17 protein-coding genes are annotated in these 17661 nt (G+C 46.1%); 1 reads left to right on the top strand and 16 read right to left on the bottom strand.

The genetic code is table 11. The annotated features are described in order from the left end of the window. Positions 1-130: 130 nt before the first annotated feature. From mtaB to prmA, 4 genes are all read right to left on the bottom strand, one after another. Complete coding sequence (gene mtaB / locus GC102_RS05515; RefSeq protein WP_057303125.1) at positions 131-1471, bottom strand: tRNA (N(6)-L-threonylcarbamoyladenosine(37)-C(2))-methylthiotransferase MtaB; 1341 nt, start codon at positions 1469-1471, stop codon at positions 131-133. Between the two features lie 5 nt (positions 1472-1476). Continuing rightward, complete coding sequence (locus GC102_RS05520) at positions 1477-2244, bottom strand: 16S rRNA (uracil(1498)-N(3))-methyltransferase (RefSeq protein WP_171688517.1); 768 nt, start codon at positions 2242-2244, stop codon at positions 1477-1479. Positions 2245-2352: 108 nt separating this feature from the next. After that, positions 2353-3024, bottom strand: a complete 672-nt coding sequence (locus tag GC102_RS05525; protein ID WP_171688518.1) for a site-2 protease family protein — start codon at positions 3022-3024, stop codon at positions 2353-2355. Between the two features lie 10 nt (positions 3025-3034). Next, positions 3035-4009 carry a 50S ribosomal protein L11 methyltransferase gene (gene prmA, locus GC102_RS05530; protein ID WP_171688519.1) on the bottom strand — a complete coding sequence of 325 codons (975 nt, stop codon included), beginning with the start codon at positions 4007-4009 and terminating at the stop codon, positions 3035-3037. 244 nt (positions 4010-4253) lie between these two features. Between prmA and GC102_RS05535 the strand changes: the two genes are divergently transcribed. Further along, positions 4254-5060, top strand: coding sequence for a glycerophosphodiester phosphodiesterase (locus GC102_RS05535; RefSeq protein ID WP_171688520.1), 807 nt, complete (start codon positions 4254-4256; stop codon positions 5058-5060). A gap of 69 nt (positions 5061-5129) precedes the next feature. On the opposite strand, the gene GC102_RS05540 is transcribed toward GC102_RS05535, so the two are convergent. The 12 genes from GC102_RS05540 to GC102_RS05595 form a co-directional block, all read right to left on the bottom strand. Continuing rightward, positions 5130-5501 (bottom strand): hypothetical protein, encoded by a 372-nt coding sequence (locus GC102_RS05540; protein ID WP_171688521.1) that lies wholly within the window; start codon positions 5499-5501, stop codon positions 5130-5132. Continuing rightward, positions 5501-5653 carry a YfhD family protein gene (locus tag GC102_RS05545; protein WP_171688522.1) on the bottom strand — a complete coding sequence of 51 codons (153 nt, stop codon included), beginning with the start codon at positions 5651-5653 and terminating at the stop codon, positions 5501-5503. The genes GC102_RS05540 and GC102_RS05545 overlap by 1 nt, the downstream gene beginning before the upstream one ends. Positions 5654-5739: 86 nt before the next feature. Next, positions 5740-6531, bottom strand: a complete 792-nt coding sequence (locus tag GC102_RS05550) for a hypothetical protein (protein WP_171688523.1) — start codon at positions 6529-6531, stop codon at positions 5740-5742. A gap of 10 nt (positions 6532-6541) precedes the next feature. Beyond that, positions 6542-7756: an ABC transporter permease gene (locus GC102_RS05555; protein ID WP_171688524.1), complete on the bottom strand. Its 1215-nt coding sequence runs from the start codon at positions 7754-7756 to the stop codon at positions 6542-6544. Next, complete coding sequence (locus GC102_RS05560) at positions 7753-8430, bottom strand: ABC transporter ATP-binding protein (protein ID WP_171688525.1); 678 nt, start codon at positions 8428-8430, stop codon at positions 7753-7755. The genes GC102_RS05555 and GC102_RS05560 overlap by 4 nt, the downstream gene beginning before the upstream one ends. Positions 8431-8515: 85 nt before the next feature. Beyond that, the gene (locus tag GC102_RS05565; RefSeq protein ID WP_171688526.1) at positions 8516-10270 is read right to left on the bottom strand and encodes an alkaline phosphatase; all 1755 of its coding nucleotides are present in this window, start codon (positions 10268-10270) and stop codon (positions 8516-8518) included. Positions 10271-10496: 226 nt separating this feature from the next. Continuing rightward, positions 10497-11612: a molecular chaperone DnaJ gene (gene dnaJ / locus GC102_RS05570; protein WP_171688527.1), complete on the bottom strand. Its 1116-nt coding sequence runs from the start codon at positions 11610-11612 to the stop codon at positions 10497-10499. A gap of 154 nt (positions 11613-11766) precedes the next feature. Further along, positions 11767-13605, bottom strand: coding sequence for a molecular chaperone DnaK (dnaK, locus tag GC102_RS05575; RefSeq protein WP_171688528.1), 1839 nt, complete (start codon positions 13603-13605; stop codon positions 11767-11769). A 68-nt stretch (positions 13606-13673) separates the two neighbouring features. Continuing rightward, positions 13674-14258 (bottom strand): nucleotide exchange factor GrpE, encoded by a 585-nt coding sequence (gene grpE, locus GC102_RS05580; RefSeq protein ID WP_171643710.1) that lies wholly within the window; start codon positions 14256-14258, stop codon positions 13674-13676. Positions 14259-14358: 100 nt separating this feature from the next. Further along, positions 14359-15900: a TCP-1/cpn60 chaperonin family protein gene (locus GC102_RS05585; protein WP_171688529.1), complete on the bottom strand. Its 1542-nt coding sequence runs from the start codon at positions 15898-15900 to the stop codon at positions 14359-14361. Then, positions 15897-16925 carry a heat-inducible transcriptional repressor HrcA gene (hrcA, locus tag GC102_RS05590; protein WP_171643709.1) on the bottom strand — a complete coding sequence of 343 codons (1029 nt, stop codon included), beginning with the start codon at positions 16923-16925 and terminating at the stop codon, positions 15897-15899. Before hrcA ends, GC102_RS05585 begins: the two co-directional genes overlap by 4 nt. Before the next feature lie 111 nt (positions 16926-17036). Continuing rightward, positions 17037-17510 carry an N-acetyltransferase gene (locus GC102_RS05595; RefSeq protein WP_235551025.1) on the bottom strand — a complete coding sequence of 158 codons (474 nt, stop codon included), beginning with the start codon at positions 17508-17510 and terminating at the stop codon, positions 17037-17039. Between the last annotated feature and the right edge of the window lie 151 nt (positions 17511-17661).

Below are 17661 nucleotides of genomic sequence, written 5' to 3' on the forward strand. Positions count from 1 at the left end.
ATGCACCTCATCGTTTTTATTTTTGAAACCATTCCCCATTTAAACCCTTTAATGAGAAAACCTCTAGCGTAGTCATTCAAGATGAGCGACTACGTTTAGAGGTAGGTTTTATAGCCTTAAGAGAAAGGAATTACAAATTCACGACATTAGCCGCTTCTAAAACACGAACCAACTGTCCCTTGCTTTCATTAACACCGGCTTCCGTTACCTTAACGCGGCAAACTTGGCCAATCATGTCTTCGGAGCCTTGGAACACAAGCTGCACGTAATTATCGGAGTAACCCATGTACAGTCCGCTGTCAGGAGCACCTTTGTAAGCACGTTCCGGAATGACTTCTAGAACTTCACCTACAAATTTTTGCGCATAAGCAAGCTGCATTTTCTCGGAAAGATCGATCAACTCGTGTACGCGAGCATTTTTAATTTCCTCATCCACTTGGTCTTCCATCCGCGCAGCAGGAGTACCTGTCCGTTTGGAGTAAGGGAATACGTGCATTTCGGAGAATTTCATTTGCTCCATAAACTTGTAACCGTCGCGAAACATTTCTTCGGTTTCACCTGGGAAACCAACAATGACATCCGTCGTAATCGCGACATCCGGCATAATTTCATGAAGACGTTCGATTTTACGAGCGAATTCCGCTGTTGTATATTTTCTACGCATCCGTGCGAGAACTTGATCATCGCCAGCTTGCAGCGGGATATGCAGATGACGGCACATTTTGTCTGAGGATTTCAGAACTTCAATAACTTCATCTGTAATTTGGCTGGCTTCAATTGAGGAGATACGAATTCGTTTCAAGCCCTCGACTTTGTCCAAATCCCAAAGCAGCTTCGCCAAGCTGTAATCTTCAATATCTTCGCCATAACCACCGGTGTGAATACCCGTCAGTACGATTTCTTGATAACCTGCAGCCACAAGCTGCTCAGCTTGCGCTATAACGCTTTGCGGCTCACGGCTGCGCATCAAACCGCGTGACCATGGAATAATGCAGAAGGTGCAAAAGTTATTGCAGCCTTCTTGGATTTTAAGAAAAGCTCTTGTCCGATCGGCAAAATCAGGCACATCAAGTTCCTCGAACTGACGTGTTTTCATAATGTTGCGCACGGCATTGATCGGTTGACGATCCTGCTCAAATTGTTTCACAAGCGGAATGATTTTCTCCCGATCCTGTGTCCCGATCACCATATCCACGCCTGGAATCGCCATAATTTCTGCCGGTGACGTCTGCGCGTAACAACCAGTTACGGCAACAATGGCTTCAGGATTACGACGAATCGCACGACGAATCATTTGGCGGCTCTTTTTATCCCCTGTATTCGTAACGGTACATGTATTAATAACATACACATCTGCCGTATTCTCGAAATCAACCTGCTCGTAACCCTCATTTTTGAATAGCTGCCAAATGGCCTCTGTATCATAGAAATTTACTTTACAACCTAATGTATGAAACGCTACCGTTGCCATAACGCTTATCCTCCCATCTCTCCGGTTTCATAGAAAAGACACGCAAGACCTACCATTGCGGCAGTCTCCGTGCGTAAAATGCGTGCACCCAGCGATACGGAAGCGAAGCCAGCCTCTTCAGCCTGCTTAATTTCCTGTTCCGTAAAACCACCTTCAGGGCCAACCGCAATCAGCACTTGTTTCCCTGGACCCAATTTCCCGGCAGCTTGCGCTTCCTGAATAGCAGGCTTTAATTGCTGACCATCTTCCTTCTCATAGCAAATCCAAGCGACATCCGCTTCCTTCGCACGCTGCAGCAGCAGCTTCCAAGAATAAACGGAATCTACCTGCGGCACACGATTTCGGTGAGCTTGCTCTGCCGCTTCCTTAGCAATCTTCTGCCAACGCTCGGTGCGTTTTGCTTCTTTCTTTGCATCGTACTGTACAATCGTGCGTTCTGATAAAAAAGGAAGAAACCGGGCTGCCCCGATCTCGGTCCCTTTTTGAATAATGAGTTCCATCTTATCGCCTTTGGGCAAGCTCTGTGCAATCCACACCTGAACAGCCGCTTCAGCATCCATAGGCAGCTCTTCCACGATTTCCGCGGTCGCATGCCCTTTATCCAGCACCGAAATACGAGCGAGCACTTCACGGTCTACGCCATTACTGCAAATAATCTTGTCGCCAATATCTGCCCGCATGACTCGAATCAGATGATGTGCGTCGTCTCCCTCTATGGTGACTGTACGTGTAGCCTCGTGAAACTGCTCAAGCGGGAGAAAATAACGCTGCATAGTCAAAGCCTCTCTATCTTCGTTCATTTCTTTGTTAGAATGAAACTTCCACTCACCATCATACCTTTTTTGGTCTTGGAAATCTACAATGGGTTGAAATTGGAATCGTTACATCCCCAAAATCCAAGCAATCGGCGTTGAGAACAAACGGATGATGTCATTCCCCAAACTTAAGTAAGGATCTAAAGTCACTTGTCGTAAAGGTCTTACAAATACAACTAGCAAGAAAATGACCGATGCCCATTGTTCAAACTTCTGCAGCGACTCCGTGTATCTCAGATCCACTAAATCTTGAATAATTCGATAACCATCTAATGGCGGAATCGGGATTAAATTGAACAGGAACAGAGTTAGATTCGTTTTGATCATTAATTGCAAGAAGATCAGGATCGCACTTGCGCTCCCTTTAGACATGCCTTCTAACCAACCATATTTCTGAAATAAAGCAAAAATAAAGAAACTTATAAAGGCTAGAATCAAGTTGCTGAGTGGCCCTGCTGCGGTCACAATGATCCCCATCAAGCGTGGGCTTTTAAAATTCCCGCGGTTCACAGGAACAGGCTTCGCCCAACCAAAGCCAGCAATCAGCAGCATAATCGTACCGAACAGATCAAGGTGAACCATTGGATTTAAAGAAACTCTGCCAAACTGATAAGCCGTAGAGTCTCCTAATTTATAGGCGCTATACGCATGAGCAAATTCATGAATGGTAAAAGAAAGAACAAGGACTAGAATAACAAACGGTAATGTACTCCAGTCATAAAACAGTAATCCTCCCATGTATGGACACCTACAGCTTTCTAGCTACAATCACGACCCAATTCGAATCATAGTTTTTCTCTACGATCGTAAATTTGGCTGCAATTAGTGCTTTTTCGACATCAGCTTCTTTGTTTGTAATAATCCCCGAGGTGATATAGTAACCACCTTGCTGCAAGACTTCATACACATCATCTACGAACAGTACAATGACTTCAGCCAAAATATTCGCTACAACGAGCTGTACAGGAATTGTGACTCCAAGCTGCGCAGCGCCTTCGGTCTCGCTTTCTTTTAATACGCCGAGTAAATCACTGAGTTTTACTGTAATCTTATCTTCGAGCTGATTTTGTTTTGTATTATCTAGCGCGCTTGTCACAGCTACCGGATCCAAGTCAACAGCGAGCACATGCTTGGCGCCTAGCTTCGCAGCTGCAATCGAAAGAATACCGGAACCAGTTCCCACATCAATGACGTCGTCACCCGGCTGAAGTACCTTCTCCAATGTTTTCAAACAAAGAGACGTTGTCGCATGCGTACCTGTACCGAAAGCCATCCCAGGATCCAGCTCCAAAATCAATTCATCAGGCGAAGCCGTATACTCTTCCCATGTTGGTTTAATTGTCAAACGGTCAGACACACGAATAGGTTTAAAATACTGCTTCCAAGCATGCGCCCAATCCTCATCGTCTACTTCTATTAACTCAAATGTAGGATTTCCAGTATCGATATCGAACTCTTTAAGCTGCTCAACAGATTCCTTCAAGTTAGCCATGATGGGCTCCATATCAGTGCCATGGTAGAAGTAACCTTTAATAACGGCTCTTCCCTCTGGGATATCATTAAAAGGTGTTTCGTACAACTGACCAAACGAGGTATCTCTCTCTTTGTTTAAGGTCCCTGATTCTTCAATGGAAACGCCCCCGGCGCCCAATTCATGAACAAAGTTCGTAATCATTTCTATTGCTTCTTCTGTCGTATGTACAGTTAATTCCTGCCAAAGCATCGGTATTGCTCCTCCTGTCGGTTATCACTTACAAATAAACCAAGCCCTAATCGGCTATCTGGGCTATTTTCACACTGATTATTGTACTACACTTCGCTTCTTGGGTAAAATGGCGTACAGCTTGTAAGCGCTTTAAAATATTTCTGCTTCCTAACAACTTCCTAATACCTTCATGTTAAATTGAAAAAGTAAGCAGTGCTTATCGTCTTTCTTGCTTTATACATCATTAGACTGGGGTCATCACATGTACAAAACACTATTCATCTCACTTGTTTTCGTTGGTGCGGTACTAGCAGCACCTTTCACGACACCAACCATGCTTGCTGATAACTTTAACCAAGTTACCGCTCACCGAGGCAGCTCAACAGCTGCACCGGAAAATACCCTTAGCTCGATCCTTCAATCCATTTCTGACAAAGCCGGTTACGCCGAGCTTGACGTTCAAGAAACGTCTGACGGCGTCGTAATGGTCATGCACGATGAAAGCGTTCGTCGCACTACAGGAATCAACAAAAAGATATGGGAAGTCACATCTTCTGAGCTTAAACAGGCTAGTGCCGGCAGCTGGTTCCATTCCAAATTTAAGAATGAACATGTTCCAACTCTCGATGAAGTGTTAGAGGTAGCCAAAGATCGCATCAAGCTGAATATTGAAATGAAAAATAACAGCCACGGTAAGCTGCTCGCAGAAAAAACAGTCGATCTTATTCAATCACACGGTTTTGAGAAGGAATGCACGGTGACTTCATTTGATGACAAGCTGCTTCATACCGTGAAAAAGCTTAATCCCCAGATCAAGACTGGCCTTATCGTGGGGCAAAAACCGGAAAACATTGAAACCATCATGGAGAATTCTGATTTCGATGTTATTTCTGCAGCCTATCCCCTCGTAACAGAATCATTCATGAAACTTGCCGTGACACATCAGAAGGAAGTCTATGTATGGACGGTCAATCAACCGACGATCATGAAGCAGATGCTTGCACTCGGTGTCTCCAGCATTATAACGGATCATCCAGACCAACTTGTTGAAATCATGAGTGGGCCATAAGCACTTTCCTATATAAAAAAAGCATCTGTTCATAAAGGCATTAGCCTTTTGAGAAGATGCTTTTTATGCTTACATAGTTCCGCCAGCGCTTTGAATGACACGTACAGCCTGCTCATATACAGCATCATCGATGACGGCAGCTAGTATAATGTCAATTCCAGTTACACCGCCACCTCCACCGTCGCTTAAACCGCTTGCCGCTGGATCTGCTGCAATCAGAATCCCTTCATCCGGCGTAGACACATCCGCAGCCTGGGTTAACGCACCCAAGCTTCCAAAGTCCCCAGCATAAGGATTCATCGCCGATTGCAACCCGCTGCCAGCATATCTTCCGAATCGATCTACCTGAACGTCAATAGCACGCAGTGCTTTCAGCTTGGAAGCTGCTCCCTCTGCTTGCTCCGGTGAATGAAAATAGGCGAGAATACTTTTCTCCGCCATTATTGTTCTTCCTGTCTGTAATCAGCTGCTTGCGCTCTCTCGGCAGCCTCGAAATCATCCTCGTCAGCAACTTCCGCCGCGAATTCGACATCTTCATTTTTGACGACAGGTAATTCGCCATTCTTCACTTGCTGCTTGTTGTTCTCGCTCATCTTTGAACCTCCTAAAAAGCTGTCGTAATAAAATCCAGTTTTTAGTTTGCCTTAAAGAGCCATTATTATACAATCGACGGGCTATATTATTCCTTTATTTTCTCAAATGAAGCATCGTAAAGTCGGAACATTGTTTTGTAGCCCGATTCATCGAGTTTGACTCCTACATCCAACTTACCTGTGATGAGCAGCGGACCTGATGTATAGCGTAGCTTCACATTGTCAGGGACAAAGACGATCATGATTTTATTCCAATACGTTTCATCGCCATTATCGAATGGACATTCTGCGCCAGGCTTAGGAATTAATAGAAACCAGTGCTTATCAAAGGAAAGCACCTCACCCATAAAGCCTTTGATTTGCACCGTTTTGCCGCTCATATCCCAAAATTTCTCAGAGGGTTTATCCTGCTTATCATTATCAAAAAACTGCGTCCAGTTGATTTCATTCGATAAACTGGCAGGCTTCTTCTTGGCATTTGCCGGATCTTCTAACTGTTTGGGCTCAACCACAGGTGTTGCTGCCGTATTCGCAGCCTTAGCAGCTGCTCCTTCCTCAACGGAAGCAGGATGCTCCGACACTTTGGGAGAAGGAAGCGATGTTGGCTTATTGTCTTTAGCAGTAGTGGAGGCTGCTGCTTCCTTTTCCGGCTTCGGCGTCACTAATGGAACTACTGCTTCAGGTGTTTCCGAAACAGCAGGTTTACTGACGGCCGGAGTTTCCTTGGGACTCGGACTGTTAGATGGGCTGACAGATGAGATCGTTGTTTGGGACACATTGCCGAATGACTGGCCTGCTGTCTCCGTTTTCTTTTGACCACAGCCTGATAATATTAGAGCAAAAATACTGAGTCCTATGATAAATTGCCTTATTTTCATAATTACCACCTCAAGACTTAAATAATTGCAAAGGGTCCACGCGATATGCTTGAAGTGCGGGTCCTACGGAAGCAAGAACACCGATCAACAAGGTTCCTACGACTAGCAGCCCCTCTCCCGGCATGAAATGCCATGTTTGAATTTGTAAGCCAGAGTATTCGAAAACAGCTGCACGACTTAAATATCCTCCGGCATGACCTACCAAAATACCAAATATCAATCCGATGAAGGTCAAGAGAATCCCTTCCCCGATCAGTGAAACCCAAATGAATCTCTTTGATTTTCCAATGAGCCGTAGTAAACCGACATCTTTTTTACGCTCATTTACAGCGGCAATCAGAGAGAGCAAAATGGAGCCTGCAGCAAGCAAAATGCAGATAACAGTTACAACACTCAGCGCTTGTGTTCCTTTATCAACGACATTCACGACATCAGCAACTGCTTTACTTGTATAGATCGCCTGCACATTGCTTATTTGCCCGTACTTCGTCTTAATCGACTGCGCACCCAACAGTGACTTTGGTTTGACCAAAATCGTTGTAACTTCCTTGTTATCCCCTTGCTGACTCTCGTGAACAGCCCATGCATAATCAAGTGTTGTGAAGACAGCTCGATCATCTGAAGTCATCAGAGGAGGCAAAATACCCACAACTGTGTAGGTGAAACTGTGATGGTGATCATGTTCATCCGCTGCATCTCCATCGTCATCGTCATCAGTACCTTGAACCAGTCCATGTGCGCCTTGAAACTTATCCCCAACATGAAGCCCTAGTGAATTAGCCACATGTGCACCAACAATGGTATCGCCAAGCTTATCGTATAATTTCCCCTGAGCCATTTGCTTATCGGCCCCATAGCGAGTGACGAAATATTCGGGTTCCATCCCGACAATCGGAAAACCGTTATAATTATCTCCTGTCGTCATTGCGTAAGCACGATCAACGAATTCATCTTTTCGCACATCTTCCAGAAGCGAATATGGAACATTACCTGTCGGAGCGCCGATATGGAAATACGTGTTAAGAGCCAGCTGAGAGGCACTTCCCTTTGCACCAATCGTCACTTCAAAGGGACCATATCCTTTCTCCGCCCCTTGTTCAACCCCATTACTACAAAGCAGTAGGAAAACAACAAGAGCGACCGTCACAGCAACGGATAAAATCGTGAGAAGAGAAAGCGTTTTGCGGTGAATAACATTATGCCACAATAGGGTGATTAATTTCATACCGCTTCTCTCCTCGGTAATTCATTGATATCCTGAATATGAACCCGTGTAGGATACATATCAGCTAAATGCAAATCATGCGTGACGGTCAATAATGTCAGTTTCTCCGCTTCACATATGTCCAGCAGCAGAGACATGATATCCCCCGCAGTTTCCCAATCCAGGCTGCCTGTAGGCTCATCAGCCAATATAAGCTGCGGCTTCGCTATGATCGCACGTATAATCGCAGCCCTTTGCTGCTGACCGCGAGATAGTTCAGAAGGCAGATGATGCTGACGATCCTTCAGTCCGACTCTTTCAAACCAATAGTCTACCTGATCTTTGATCTGCTTCTTCGTCCATTCTTGTGGAACAATAAGTTCCACGTTTTGTTTAGCGGTCAAAGATGAAATCAAGTGAAAATCTTGAAAAATGTAGCCTACATGCTCCGCCCTATAACGATCTCGTTTGCTTTCCGAATACGTGTGGAGCGGCAAACCATTTACCCAAATTTCACCTTGATCAGGCTGCATCACACCGCTGAGCAAATGCAGCAGCGTACTTTTCCCACTTCCACTCGGCCCCAGTAGAGCCAATCTATCCCCTTGCTGGACCTGCCATTTAGAAACGTTCAAAATAGGCAAACTTTTTCCGTGAATTGTGAAAGACTTAGAAATCCCCTTAATCTCAATCATAACTGTCCTCCAAATCCATTGGTCTAAAATAGGAAAAGAGGACAAGGGTAGCGTTATCCCCTGTCCATTCTTTTTACCTGAACTGCTAGTTTTTCAGAATACGCTCGCTTGCGGAATCCCATGTGAAGCTTTTACCTGTCAACTTATTGAATGCCTCTAATGGCAGATACAGCTTACCATTGTCCACATTACCAACAAATGTGCTTGCTGTACCATTTTCCGTAATGGCGCCAGTTTCAACTAGAACCGATAATTGCTGGCTATCTTTACTAAGGACAACCGTTTTCGTTTTTTCGTCCCAAGTTACTTTGATGTCTAAAGATTCAGCAAGGGATCTTGCTGTAAACAACGTTTTATTATCACGAGTTACTTTGAAAAGCGGGTATAAATATTTATCTTGCAGTTCTTTCGTCGCTGCTGTCAGATCAGCACCAATCACTTTAGCGCCACTTTTGGCAACGTCCGTGTTATCGATATCGCCTTTTACAAGGGAAGCGATCGGACCGTAAGCCCATACGCCCACGTCAACGCCTGTATGACCATGCCCTGTCCAGCCAACACCCAGACGTTTGGAAACGACTGCGTTGTAACCGCCACCGCGACCGTAAGATGAACCGTCGCCTTTTAGAATAAGGGCAATTTCCTCGTCGGACAAATCCGTGAAGCCCATGTTATCCGCAACAATTTTGCGAACATCATCCGCCGTTTGTGCTGTTTTCAAAATAGCGTCCAAATACTCATAAGAGTGCTTCTCTTTGTTAAAAAGATCCACATTCAATTCATACACGTTGTCTCTAGCGAGCGACAAACCTCCTGTTTCATGGTCAGCCGTTACAACAACAGATGTATTTCCGTCTTTTTTCGCGAAATCCACCATTGTTTTGAACGTAGCGTCAAGCTCGAGCGTCTCTTGAATATTAGCAGGAAGATCATTCGCATGACCGGCGTGGTCAATACGGCCTTGCTCTACCACTAGGACGAAACCATTTTTATTTTGCGATAAGATATCGAGGGCTTTTTGAGTCAATTGTGGTAAGCTAGGCGTTTTATCATCACGATCAAGCACATAAGGAATTTCGTTAAGAGCAAAAAGTCCAAGCGCATTACCTGCAGTTGCAGGAAGTGCATCTAATCCAGCTTTATCATAAGCTGTTTTATAGCCTTTCGCTTCAAAATCAGGAATAATGTTTTTGTCTGTACGCTTACCTTTCTCATCCTTCGTAATGAAGTTTGTTTTACCACCACCAAAGAATACATTCACACCGCTATTCAGGTACTGGGAAGCAATGGCATTTTGATTGCCGCGCTGACGAACGTGGGAAGCCCACACAGCTGGTGTTGCCCCAACAATACTATCCGTTGTTACGAGACCAGTTGCTTTACCTTGTTTAATAGCCGCTTCAACAACCGAACCAAACGGCTTTGCAACCTCACCGTTCGATACGCTGATTGCGTTATTGTACGTTTTATTTCCAGTCGAGAAGGCTGTCCCTGCTGCTGCTGAGTCAGTTACCGCTCCGGACTCTGATGTGTATGGGCCTGCTTGCGAATAAGTCGTTGCTTTCCCCACATAATATCCGCCATCCAGCTCTAAACGGTCTTTATTTAAAAACTTTTTGGAGTAATACCTTGCTGCCGTTACTTCTGCCGGACCCATGCCGTCGCCGATAAGGACAATCAAATTCTTGGATTGCGCCGTTGTCGTAGGTGTTGTAGGCGTTGTAGTAGTTGTAGTAGTTGTAGTAGTTGTATCAGCAGCTGATGCCGCTCCCGCTACGCTTACCGCCAATAAAGAAATGCTTAAACCGGAACCCATGATTTGTTTTAGACTTTTTTTCAAGTTGTATTCCCTCCAAAAATAGTATTTCACCTTATCTAGCATAAGGTTTATAGATTAAGAGGAAGTTATAGGAACGTATGCGCTGTGTAAAATATTCGACTATTTATTTGCTAAATGTTAACTGATAACTAGTAAAAGGAAACAAAAACACTCCACCAGGAGCTTCTCAACAGATCGAAATCTGTATAAGGCTCCTGGTGGAGTGTTTCCTTACTCTTATAAAGTTTTAATCGCCTAAGAAGGCTCTTTTCATACGCTCGAAAATGGATTGATTCTGCTCAGACGTATTTTCGCCGCTTTGTTTACCGAATTGACGGAGCAAATCCTTTTGATCTTCGCTCAAATTCGTTGGCGTCATCACGATCACTTTCACGTGCTGATCACCTTGACCGAAGCCGCGAAGGTGAGGAACCCCTTTACCTTTTAAGCGGAAATACGTATCGGTTTGGGTACCAGCAGGAATTTTGAGCTTAACCTTCTCAGTGAGCGTTGGAATCTCGATCTCATCACCTAACGCTGCCTGCATGAAGGTCAATGGAACTTCACAATAGACGTCATTGCCTTCACGTTCGAAGAATTCATGTGTTTTCACACGAATAACGACGTAGAGGTCACCCGCAGGGCCTCCGCGAGTTCCGCCTTCCCCTTCGCCGGAGACACGCAATTGTGCGCCATCATCGACACCAGCAGGAATCTTGATGTGGATAGTACGCTGTTTTTTCACCTTACCAGCGCCATGACACGTTCCGCATTTTTCTTTGATGATTTTCCCTTGGCCATTACATGTCGTACAGACTCGACGGTTAACAATACGGCCAAATGCAGTATTCTGCACCACTTCCTGCTGCCCGCTGCCCTGACAACCGCCACAAGTTTCAGGCTTCGTACCTGGCTTAGCACCGGATCCATTACACGTATCACAATTTTCAGTTCGTGGAATATGGATATCGGTTTCTTTCCCGAAAATCGCTTCTTTGAACTCAATCGTCATTGTGTATTGCAAATCGTTCCCGCGCTGCGGAGCATTCGGGTTACGACGGTTTCCACCACCGCCACCGCCGAAGAACATATCAAAGATATCCCCAAAGCCGCCGCTGAAGTCTTGGCCGCCCATACCTTGGTTAGGATCTACATGACCAAAGCGATCATACTGGGCTTTTTTCTGATCATCGCTCAAAACATCATAAGCGTCTTTCGCTTCTTTGAATTTATCTTCCGCATCCGCGGCTTTGTTCACGTCAGGGTGATACTGACGAGCCATTTTACGGTAAGCCTTCTTGATCTCTTCTTGCGAAGCATCTTTGCCTAGCCCAAGCACCTCATAAAAATCACGTTTACTCATTGTTCCACTCCCATGTTCAAGACTACAAACGGAAAGTCAAAGCCACGGAGAAACTCCTCTTGGCTTTGACTCATACGTTGATTAATAAAATACGGTGTTTAAAAATTGGCTTTCAAAGTCAACTTTTTAAACTTCATATTAAGTTAGGATATGATTATTTTTTTGGTTCGTCAACAACTTCGTAGTCTGCGTCGACAACATTTTCTCTGCCTTTAGGGGCTTCGCCAGCGCCAGCATCGCCTTCAGCACCTTGTTGCTGAGCAGCTTGCTCATACAGCTTCACGGAAAGTTGTTGAATGACTTCTGTCAACTCTTCTGTTGCTTTTTTGATCGCTTCGAGTTCGTTACCAGCTAGAGCAGCTGTCACTTTCTCTTTTGCAGCGTTCGCTTTGTCGATTTCGCCTTGGTCTACTTTATCGCCAAGATCCTTGATCGTTTTGTCAACGGAATATACGAGTTGATCCGCTTCGTTGCGAGCTTCTACAAGCTCTTTGCGAGTACGGTCTTCCTCAGCATGAGCTTCCGCATCTTTCACCATTTGTTCAACTTCTGCATCGCTTAAGCCGCTGGAAGAAGTGATCGTGATTTTTTGGCTTTTGCCAGTTCCTTTGTCGAGTGCTGACACGTTTACGATACCGTTCGCATCGATATCGAAGCTAACTTCGATTTGTGGAACGCCGCGCGGAGCCGGAGGAATATCACCAAGCATGAAACGGCCTAGTGTTTTGTTCCCGCTAGCCATCGAACGCTCACCTTGAAGCACGTGAATCTCAACGCTAGTTTGGTTATCTGCATAAGTGGAGTACACTTGTGATTTCGTTGTAGGAATCGTTGTGTTGCGGTCGATCATTTTCGTGAACACACCGCCTGCTGTTTCGATACCAAGTGAAAGCGGAGTTACGTCAAGAAGAACGACGTCTTTCACTTCACCTGTCAATACACCAGCTTGAACAGCTGCACCAAGGGCAACAACTTCATCCGGGTTAACACCTTTATGAGGCTCTTTACCAGTCAATTTTTTGATCGCTTCAACAACTGCTGGAATACGCGTGGATCCACCAACAAGAACAACTTTGTCGATTTGACTAGTGGACAAACCGGAATCCTGCAGTGCTTGACGAGTTGGTCCTAGTGTTCTTTCTACAAGACCAGCGGAAAGCTCTTCGAACTTCGCACGAGTTAGGTTCAACTCCAAATGCTGAGGAACGCCGTCAGCTACTGTAATGAACGGCAGGGAAACAGTTGTTGTCAGAACGCCGGAAAGCTCTTTTTTCGCTTTTTCAGCTGCATCTTTCAAACGTTGTACCGCTGCTTTATCTTTGGAAAGGTCGATGCCTTGCTCTTTTTTGAATTCAGCTACGAGGTAATCGATGATGACTTGGTCGAAGTCGTCGCCGCCAAGCTTGTTGTCTCCACTTGTTGCTTTAACTTCAAAGAAACCATCGCCTAATTCAAGGATGGATACGTCAAACGTACCGCCACCAAGGTCATAAACGAGAATCGTTTGATCTTCTGTTTTTTCCAAACCGTAAGCAAGTGCTGCTGCAGTTGGCTCATTGACGATACGAAGAACTTCAAGACCAGCAATTTTACCAGCATCTTTTGTAGCTTGACGTTGGCTGTCATTGAAATAGGCAGGAACCGTAATAACAGCTTGAGTTACGGTTTGACCAAGGTAAGCTTCAGCATCAGCTTTAAGCTTTTGCAGAATAATAGCTGAGATTTCTTGTGGCGTGTAATCTTTGCCATCGATGTGTTCTTTGTGGTTAGTACCAATGTGACGCTTGATGGAGCTAATTGTTTTATCTGGGTTTGTGATTGCTTGACGTTTTGCTGTTTCACCAACAACGCGCTCGCCATCTTTCTTGAAACCAACAACGGAAGGGGTTGTACGGTTACCCTCCGGGTTTGGAATTACGACGGCTTCTCCGCCTTCCATTACGGCAACGCAAGAATTTGTTGTACCTAAGTCAATACCAATTACTTTACTCATGTAAAGCTGCCTCCTTTTGCTCCTATGGAACATTTCGTTTATTTGAATGTTGAGAAAAATAAGATCTCTTACACGCTAACTTTGACCATGGCAGGTCGGATGACTTTATCTTTGAGAATATAGCCTTTTTGCAGTTCTTCTACCACGATACCTTCTTCGTGTTCTTCGGATTCAACCTGCATAACTGCTTGGTGGAATTCCGGATTGAACGGTTGACCTACGGAATCGATGGGTTTAAGCCCTTCTGCGGTTAGCAGTTGATCGATGCCGCGGTACGTCATATCCAAGCCTTTCACCAAAGCGTCGAAATCCTTCGTCTCTTTGCTTGAAGACAGCGCGCGATCGAAGTTATCTACAATCGGTAAAAGCTGTTCAATCAATTTAAGCGAAGCGTATTTCGCGAAATCTTCCTTCTCCGCTCTAGCGCGGCGGCGGAAGTTGTCGAAGTCCGCTTGAACGCGTAATAAACGCTGATAGTTTTCTTCTGCTTGCACACGCGCCGTTTCCAACTCGCTTACTTCTTTGGTTTCCTCAGAAACCTCCGCTTGCGAATCTTGGCCTACCGCTTCTTGTTGTTCAGCGGCTTGCTCGCCTTCGGCTGCGTATGTAGTGTTCACGTCTTGCTCGGCTGTTTTGTTATCTCCAGTACTCAATTGTACTTCACCTCCTAAACATAATATATGGATCTTTGAGCGGAGATCAAAGTCTCTCCTTGTTAACATCATAATCTCTCTTACGTCAGTTTGCCCATCTTTAGGCCTCTTCAAAAGGCTGCTTCATCTTAATAACCGTATGAATACGCAGCACAGCGGCAGCAACTTCTCCAGCTGCTTGCAGAGCGTGAATTTTCACATCAGCTGGATCCACAATACCTGCTTCTAAGAAGTCAGTTACTTGTCCGGTATCGCAATCGATACCCAGACTGTCGGTTTCCAGCGCAATCTGCGCGGCTTTCAGCTCTTCAACCTTCTCGAGCGGATTATATCCCGCATTGACGACAATTTGGGCCACAGGCTTACGAAGTGCCCCCGCGACAGCGGCAACACCGAAGCCTTCCATGCCCTTCATCGTCTCGCGGACGCGCTCGAGATCATGGGCGACCGCCATCTCCGCGGCGCCGCCTCCGGGCAAGTACCCGCCGCGTACGGCGGCTTGAACGGCTGACGCAGCGTCTTTCGCGATGCGCGAGCGCTCGTGCGCCGCTTCACGTGTCGCGGCGCCGACGATCACGGTCACGTGCTGCTCCCCGTGACCGCGCGCAACGCGCACGCGCTCCAGCCGCTCGTCGTACGCGGCATAGCCCGCGTGCCCGAGGGCGGCGCCGAGCTCCGGCGCGCTCTTGCGCAGCGCTGTGCGCCGAACCGGCCTAGCGCCGGTGTGCTCGCTCAGCAGCTGCATGTCCCTGCGGGACAGCCGCTGCAGCACGATAATGCCATGGTCGGAGCAGAACTGCTCCGCCTCAGGGTCAACCCCGCGGTCTGATGCGATCAGACCGACGCCAAGCTCCAGCAGCGAGCCTAGGCTGCTGCGGAACTGCTCCCGCAGCTGCATGTAGCGCTGGAAGCCTGCCTCGGTGACCAGCGCTTCTTCGCTGACCGCCTCAGGCTCCAATGCATCATGCAGCACGAGGATTCGAGCATCACGCAGCTCGTGCTCGAGATGCAGGTTCATCGGCTTCTGATTCAGCAGAATGCCGGTCCATACCTCACTGCTCGCCTCTTCATGGGCGAGCACACTGTCTGCGAAGCGGTAGCCGTCTTCGCGAAGCTTCGCCTCACCAACTGCTTCGGCGGCTTGAACGATGAGCTTTGCGATATCCGACTGCTCCCTACCGGCTGTGATAGCAATGCGTTTCAGCGCGCTATCACCTAAACCGACAATCGCGCGGCTTCGGCTTTGTAAGCTTTTTACCGCTAGCTCGATGCCTTGCAGCATTCCGCTGACGACCTTTGCGACCGGTACGCCGCGCGTTACCTGAGCGACACCTTCTTGCACCAAAGCTCCAGCAAGAACTGTTGCCGTCGTTGTACCGTCGCCGATTTGGCGCTGCTGACTGCGTGCGACCTGAATCATCAACCTAGCCGCAGGATGAGTGACGTCCATTTTTTCCAAAATAGTTACACCATCATTGGTAATAATGACTTCACCCTGCCCACCAACTAACATGGTATCGAGACCTTTGGGTCCAAGTGTCCCCTCGACCGCAGAACAAATCGCTCTTACGGCAGCAGCATTGTTGACCAGCGTAGAGTAACGTTCCTCACCCTCGCTATGAACTGTTTTCATTCCGCTCATTTGCCATACCAACGCCCAAGAACGACTTCTAGATGCTTCGACAAATGCTCCATTAAGCTAATGACCCTGCCGTATTCCATACGGGTAGGACCCAAAATTCCTATCGTTCCAAGAGGCTTATCACCGATCGAATAAGAGGCCGTTATTAAGCTGCAATTATTGATAGCTTCAATACTATTTTCAGCACCAATTTTAATCTCAATGCCTTCATTTGACGAGGTAAACAATTTGATGAGGGTTGGCGCTTCTTCCAATAGATCAAAAATGCTTTTGACCTTGTCAACATCCTTGAACTCGGGTTGGGTCAACATATTCGTCATACCGCTTAGGAAGACGCGATCCTTCTCATTGCTTTGAAGCACGCTTTCCACAACCGCTAGAAGCTCTTGATACCCATTCACATATTTGCTTAACTCGCTCGAAATTTCATTGTAAAGCCTGGATTTAAACTCAATCAACGGTACATTTTTAAGCTTTGCATTCAGAATATTAACGACCTTTTCAATCTCAGACATCCGTATGCCTTCAGGAATGGAAACTGTTTTATTCTCCACATGACCCGTATTCATAACAATAATGGCAACGGCTGTCGTTTCTGAAAGCGGGATAATCTGTAAGTGTTTCAGCGTTGTACTGAATACCTCAGGACCAAGCACGATCGATGTATAATTCGTAAGACTGGAGAGCATTCCCGCAACATGCTGGATCACACCTTCCATCTCTTGAATGCGTTCGGCAAAAGCACCCTTCATGGAGTCCAAATCGTTATTATGCAAGGTACCATGTTGAAGCAAATGATCGACATAATAGCGATAACCTTTGTGCGAGGGTATACGACCTGCGGACGTATGGGGCTGTTCCAAATAACCCATTTCTTCGAGATCAGACATCTCGTTACGGATCGTCGCCGGACTGAATCCGACATTGCCCCGCTTCGAAATACTTCGCGAACCAATTGGCTCTGCTGAACGAACATAATCATCAATGATAGCACTTAAAATCATGCGCTGACGCTCCGTCAACATAAGGTACCCCTCCTCTTCACAAATCACTATTTGCCACTTTCGTTAGCACTCGTATTTAGTGAGTGCTAAATCCTAATACAAAAATAACAGACCCTAAGGTCTGTTGTCAAGTCAATCCAAACGTTTAAGTACGGCGATTTCATCGCAGCAATACTGTTTTTTGCAATGCATACAATCTTTCCAAACCTTCTCTGGGAAAATCTCTTTTGGTACGAGGGTAAAGCCGTTTTTTTGGAAAAAGGCTACTTCATACGTGAGCGCCATCACTTTAATAATTCCTTGGCTCCTTGCTTCTTCAACTAAGAAGTTTACAAGTTTTCCGCCGATCCCTTGCCCCTTATAGCCTTGTGTCATCCCAAGTGAGCGGATCTCAACAAGATCTGGCCCAAGCCGTGTAAGGGAGCCGCAGCCAATCAGCAAGCCATCCGATTCAGCGACAACGAAAGTGTCGATCTGCTCCTCCAGCATCTCTTTGCTCCGCGGCAGCATAATACCCTGCTTGGCATAGCCTTGTATAATATCATGCAGCTTCTCAATATCACTTATTGAAGCTTTTCTAACGGACACTGTAGTTGATAGATTCACTGTCATCCCACCAATCGCAACAAAATGCATAAAACCCACGCTAGCGCCACTACGGCTTTGCCGCTGATTCGCTTGTGGATTCATGTATAAATATACAATAAACCGTATATTTGCACAAGAGTTTTTTGCATTAAAACAGGTCTCTCTCTGT

Source organism: Paenibacillus germinis (genome assembly GCF_013141785.1).
GTDB lineage: Bacteria > Bacillota > Bacilli > Paenibacillales > NBRC-103111 > Paenibacillus_E > Paenibacillus_E phytorum.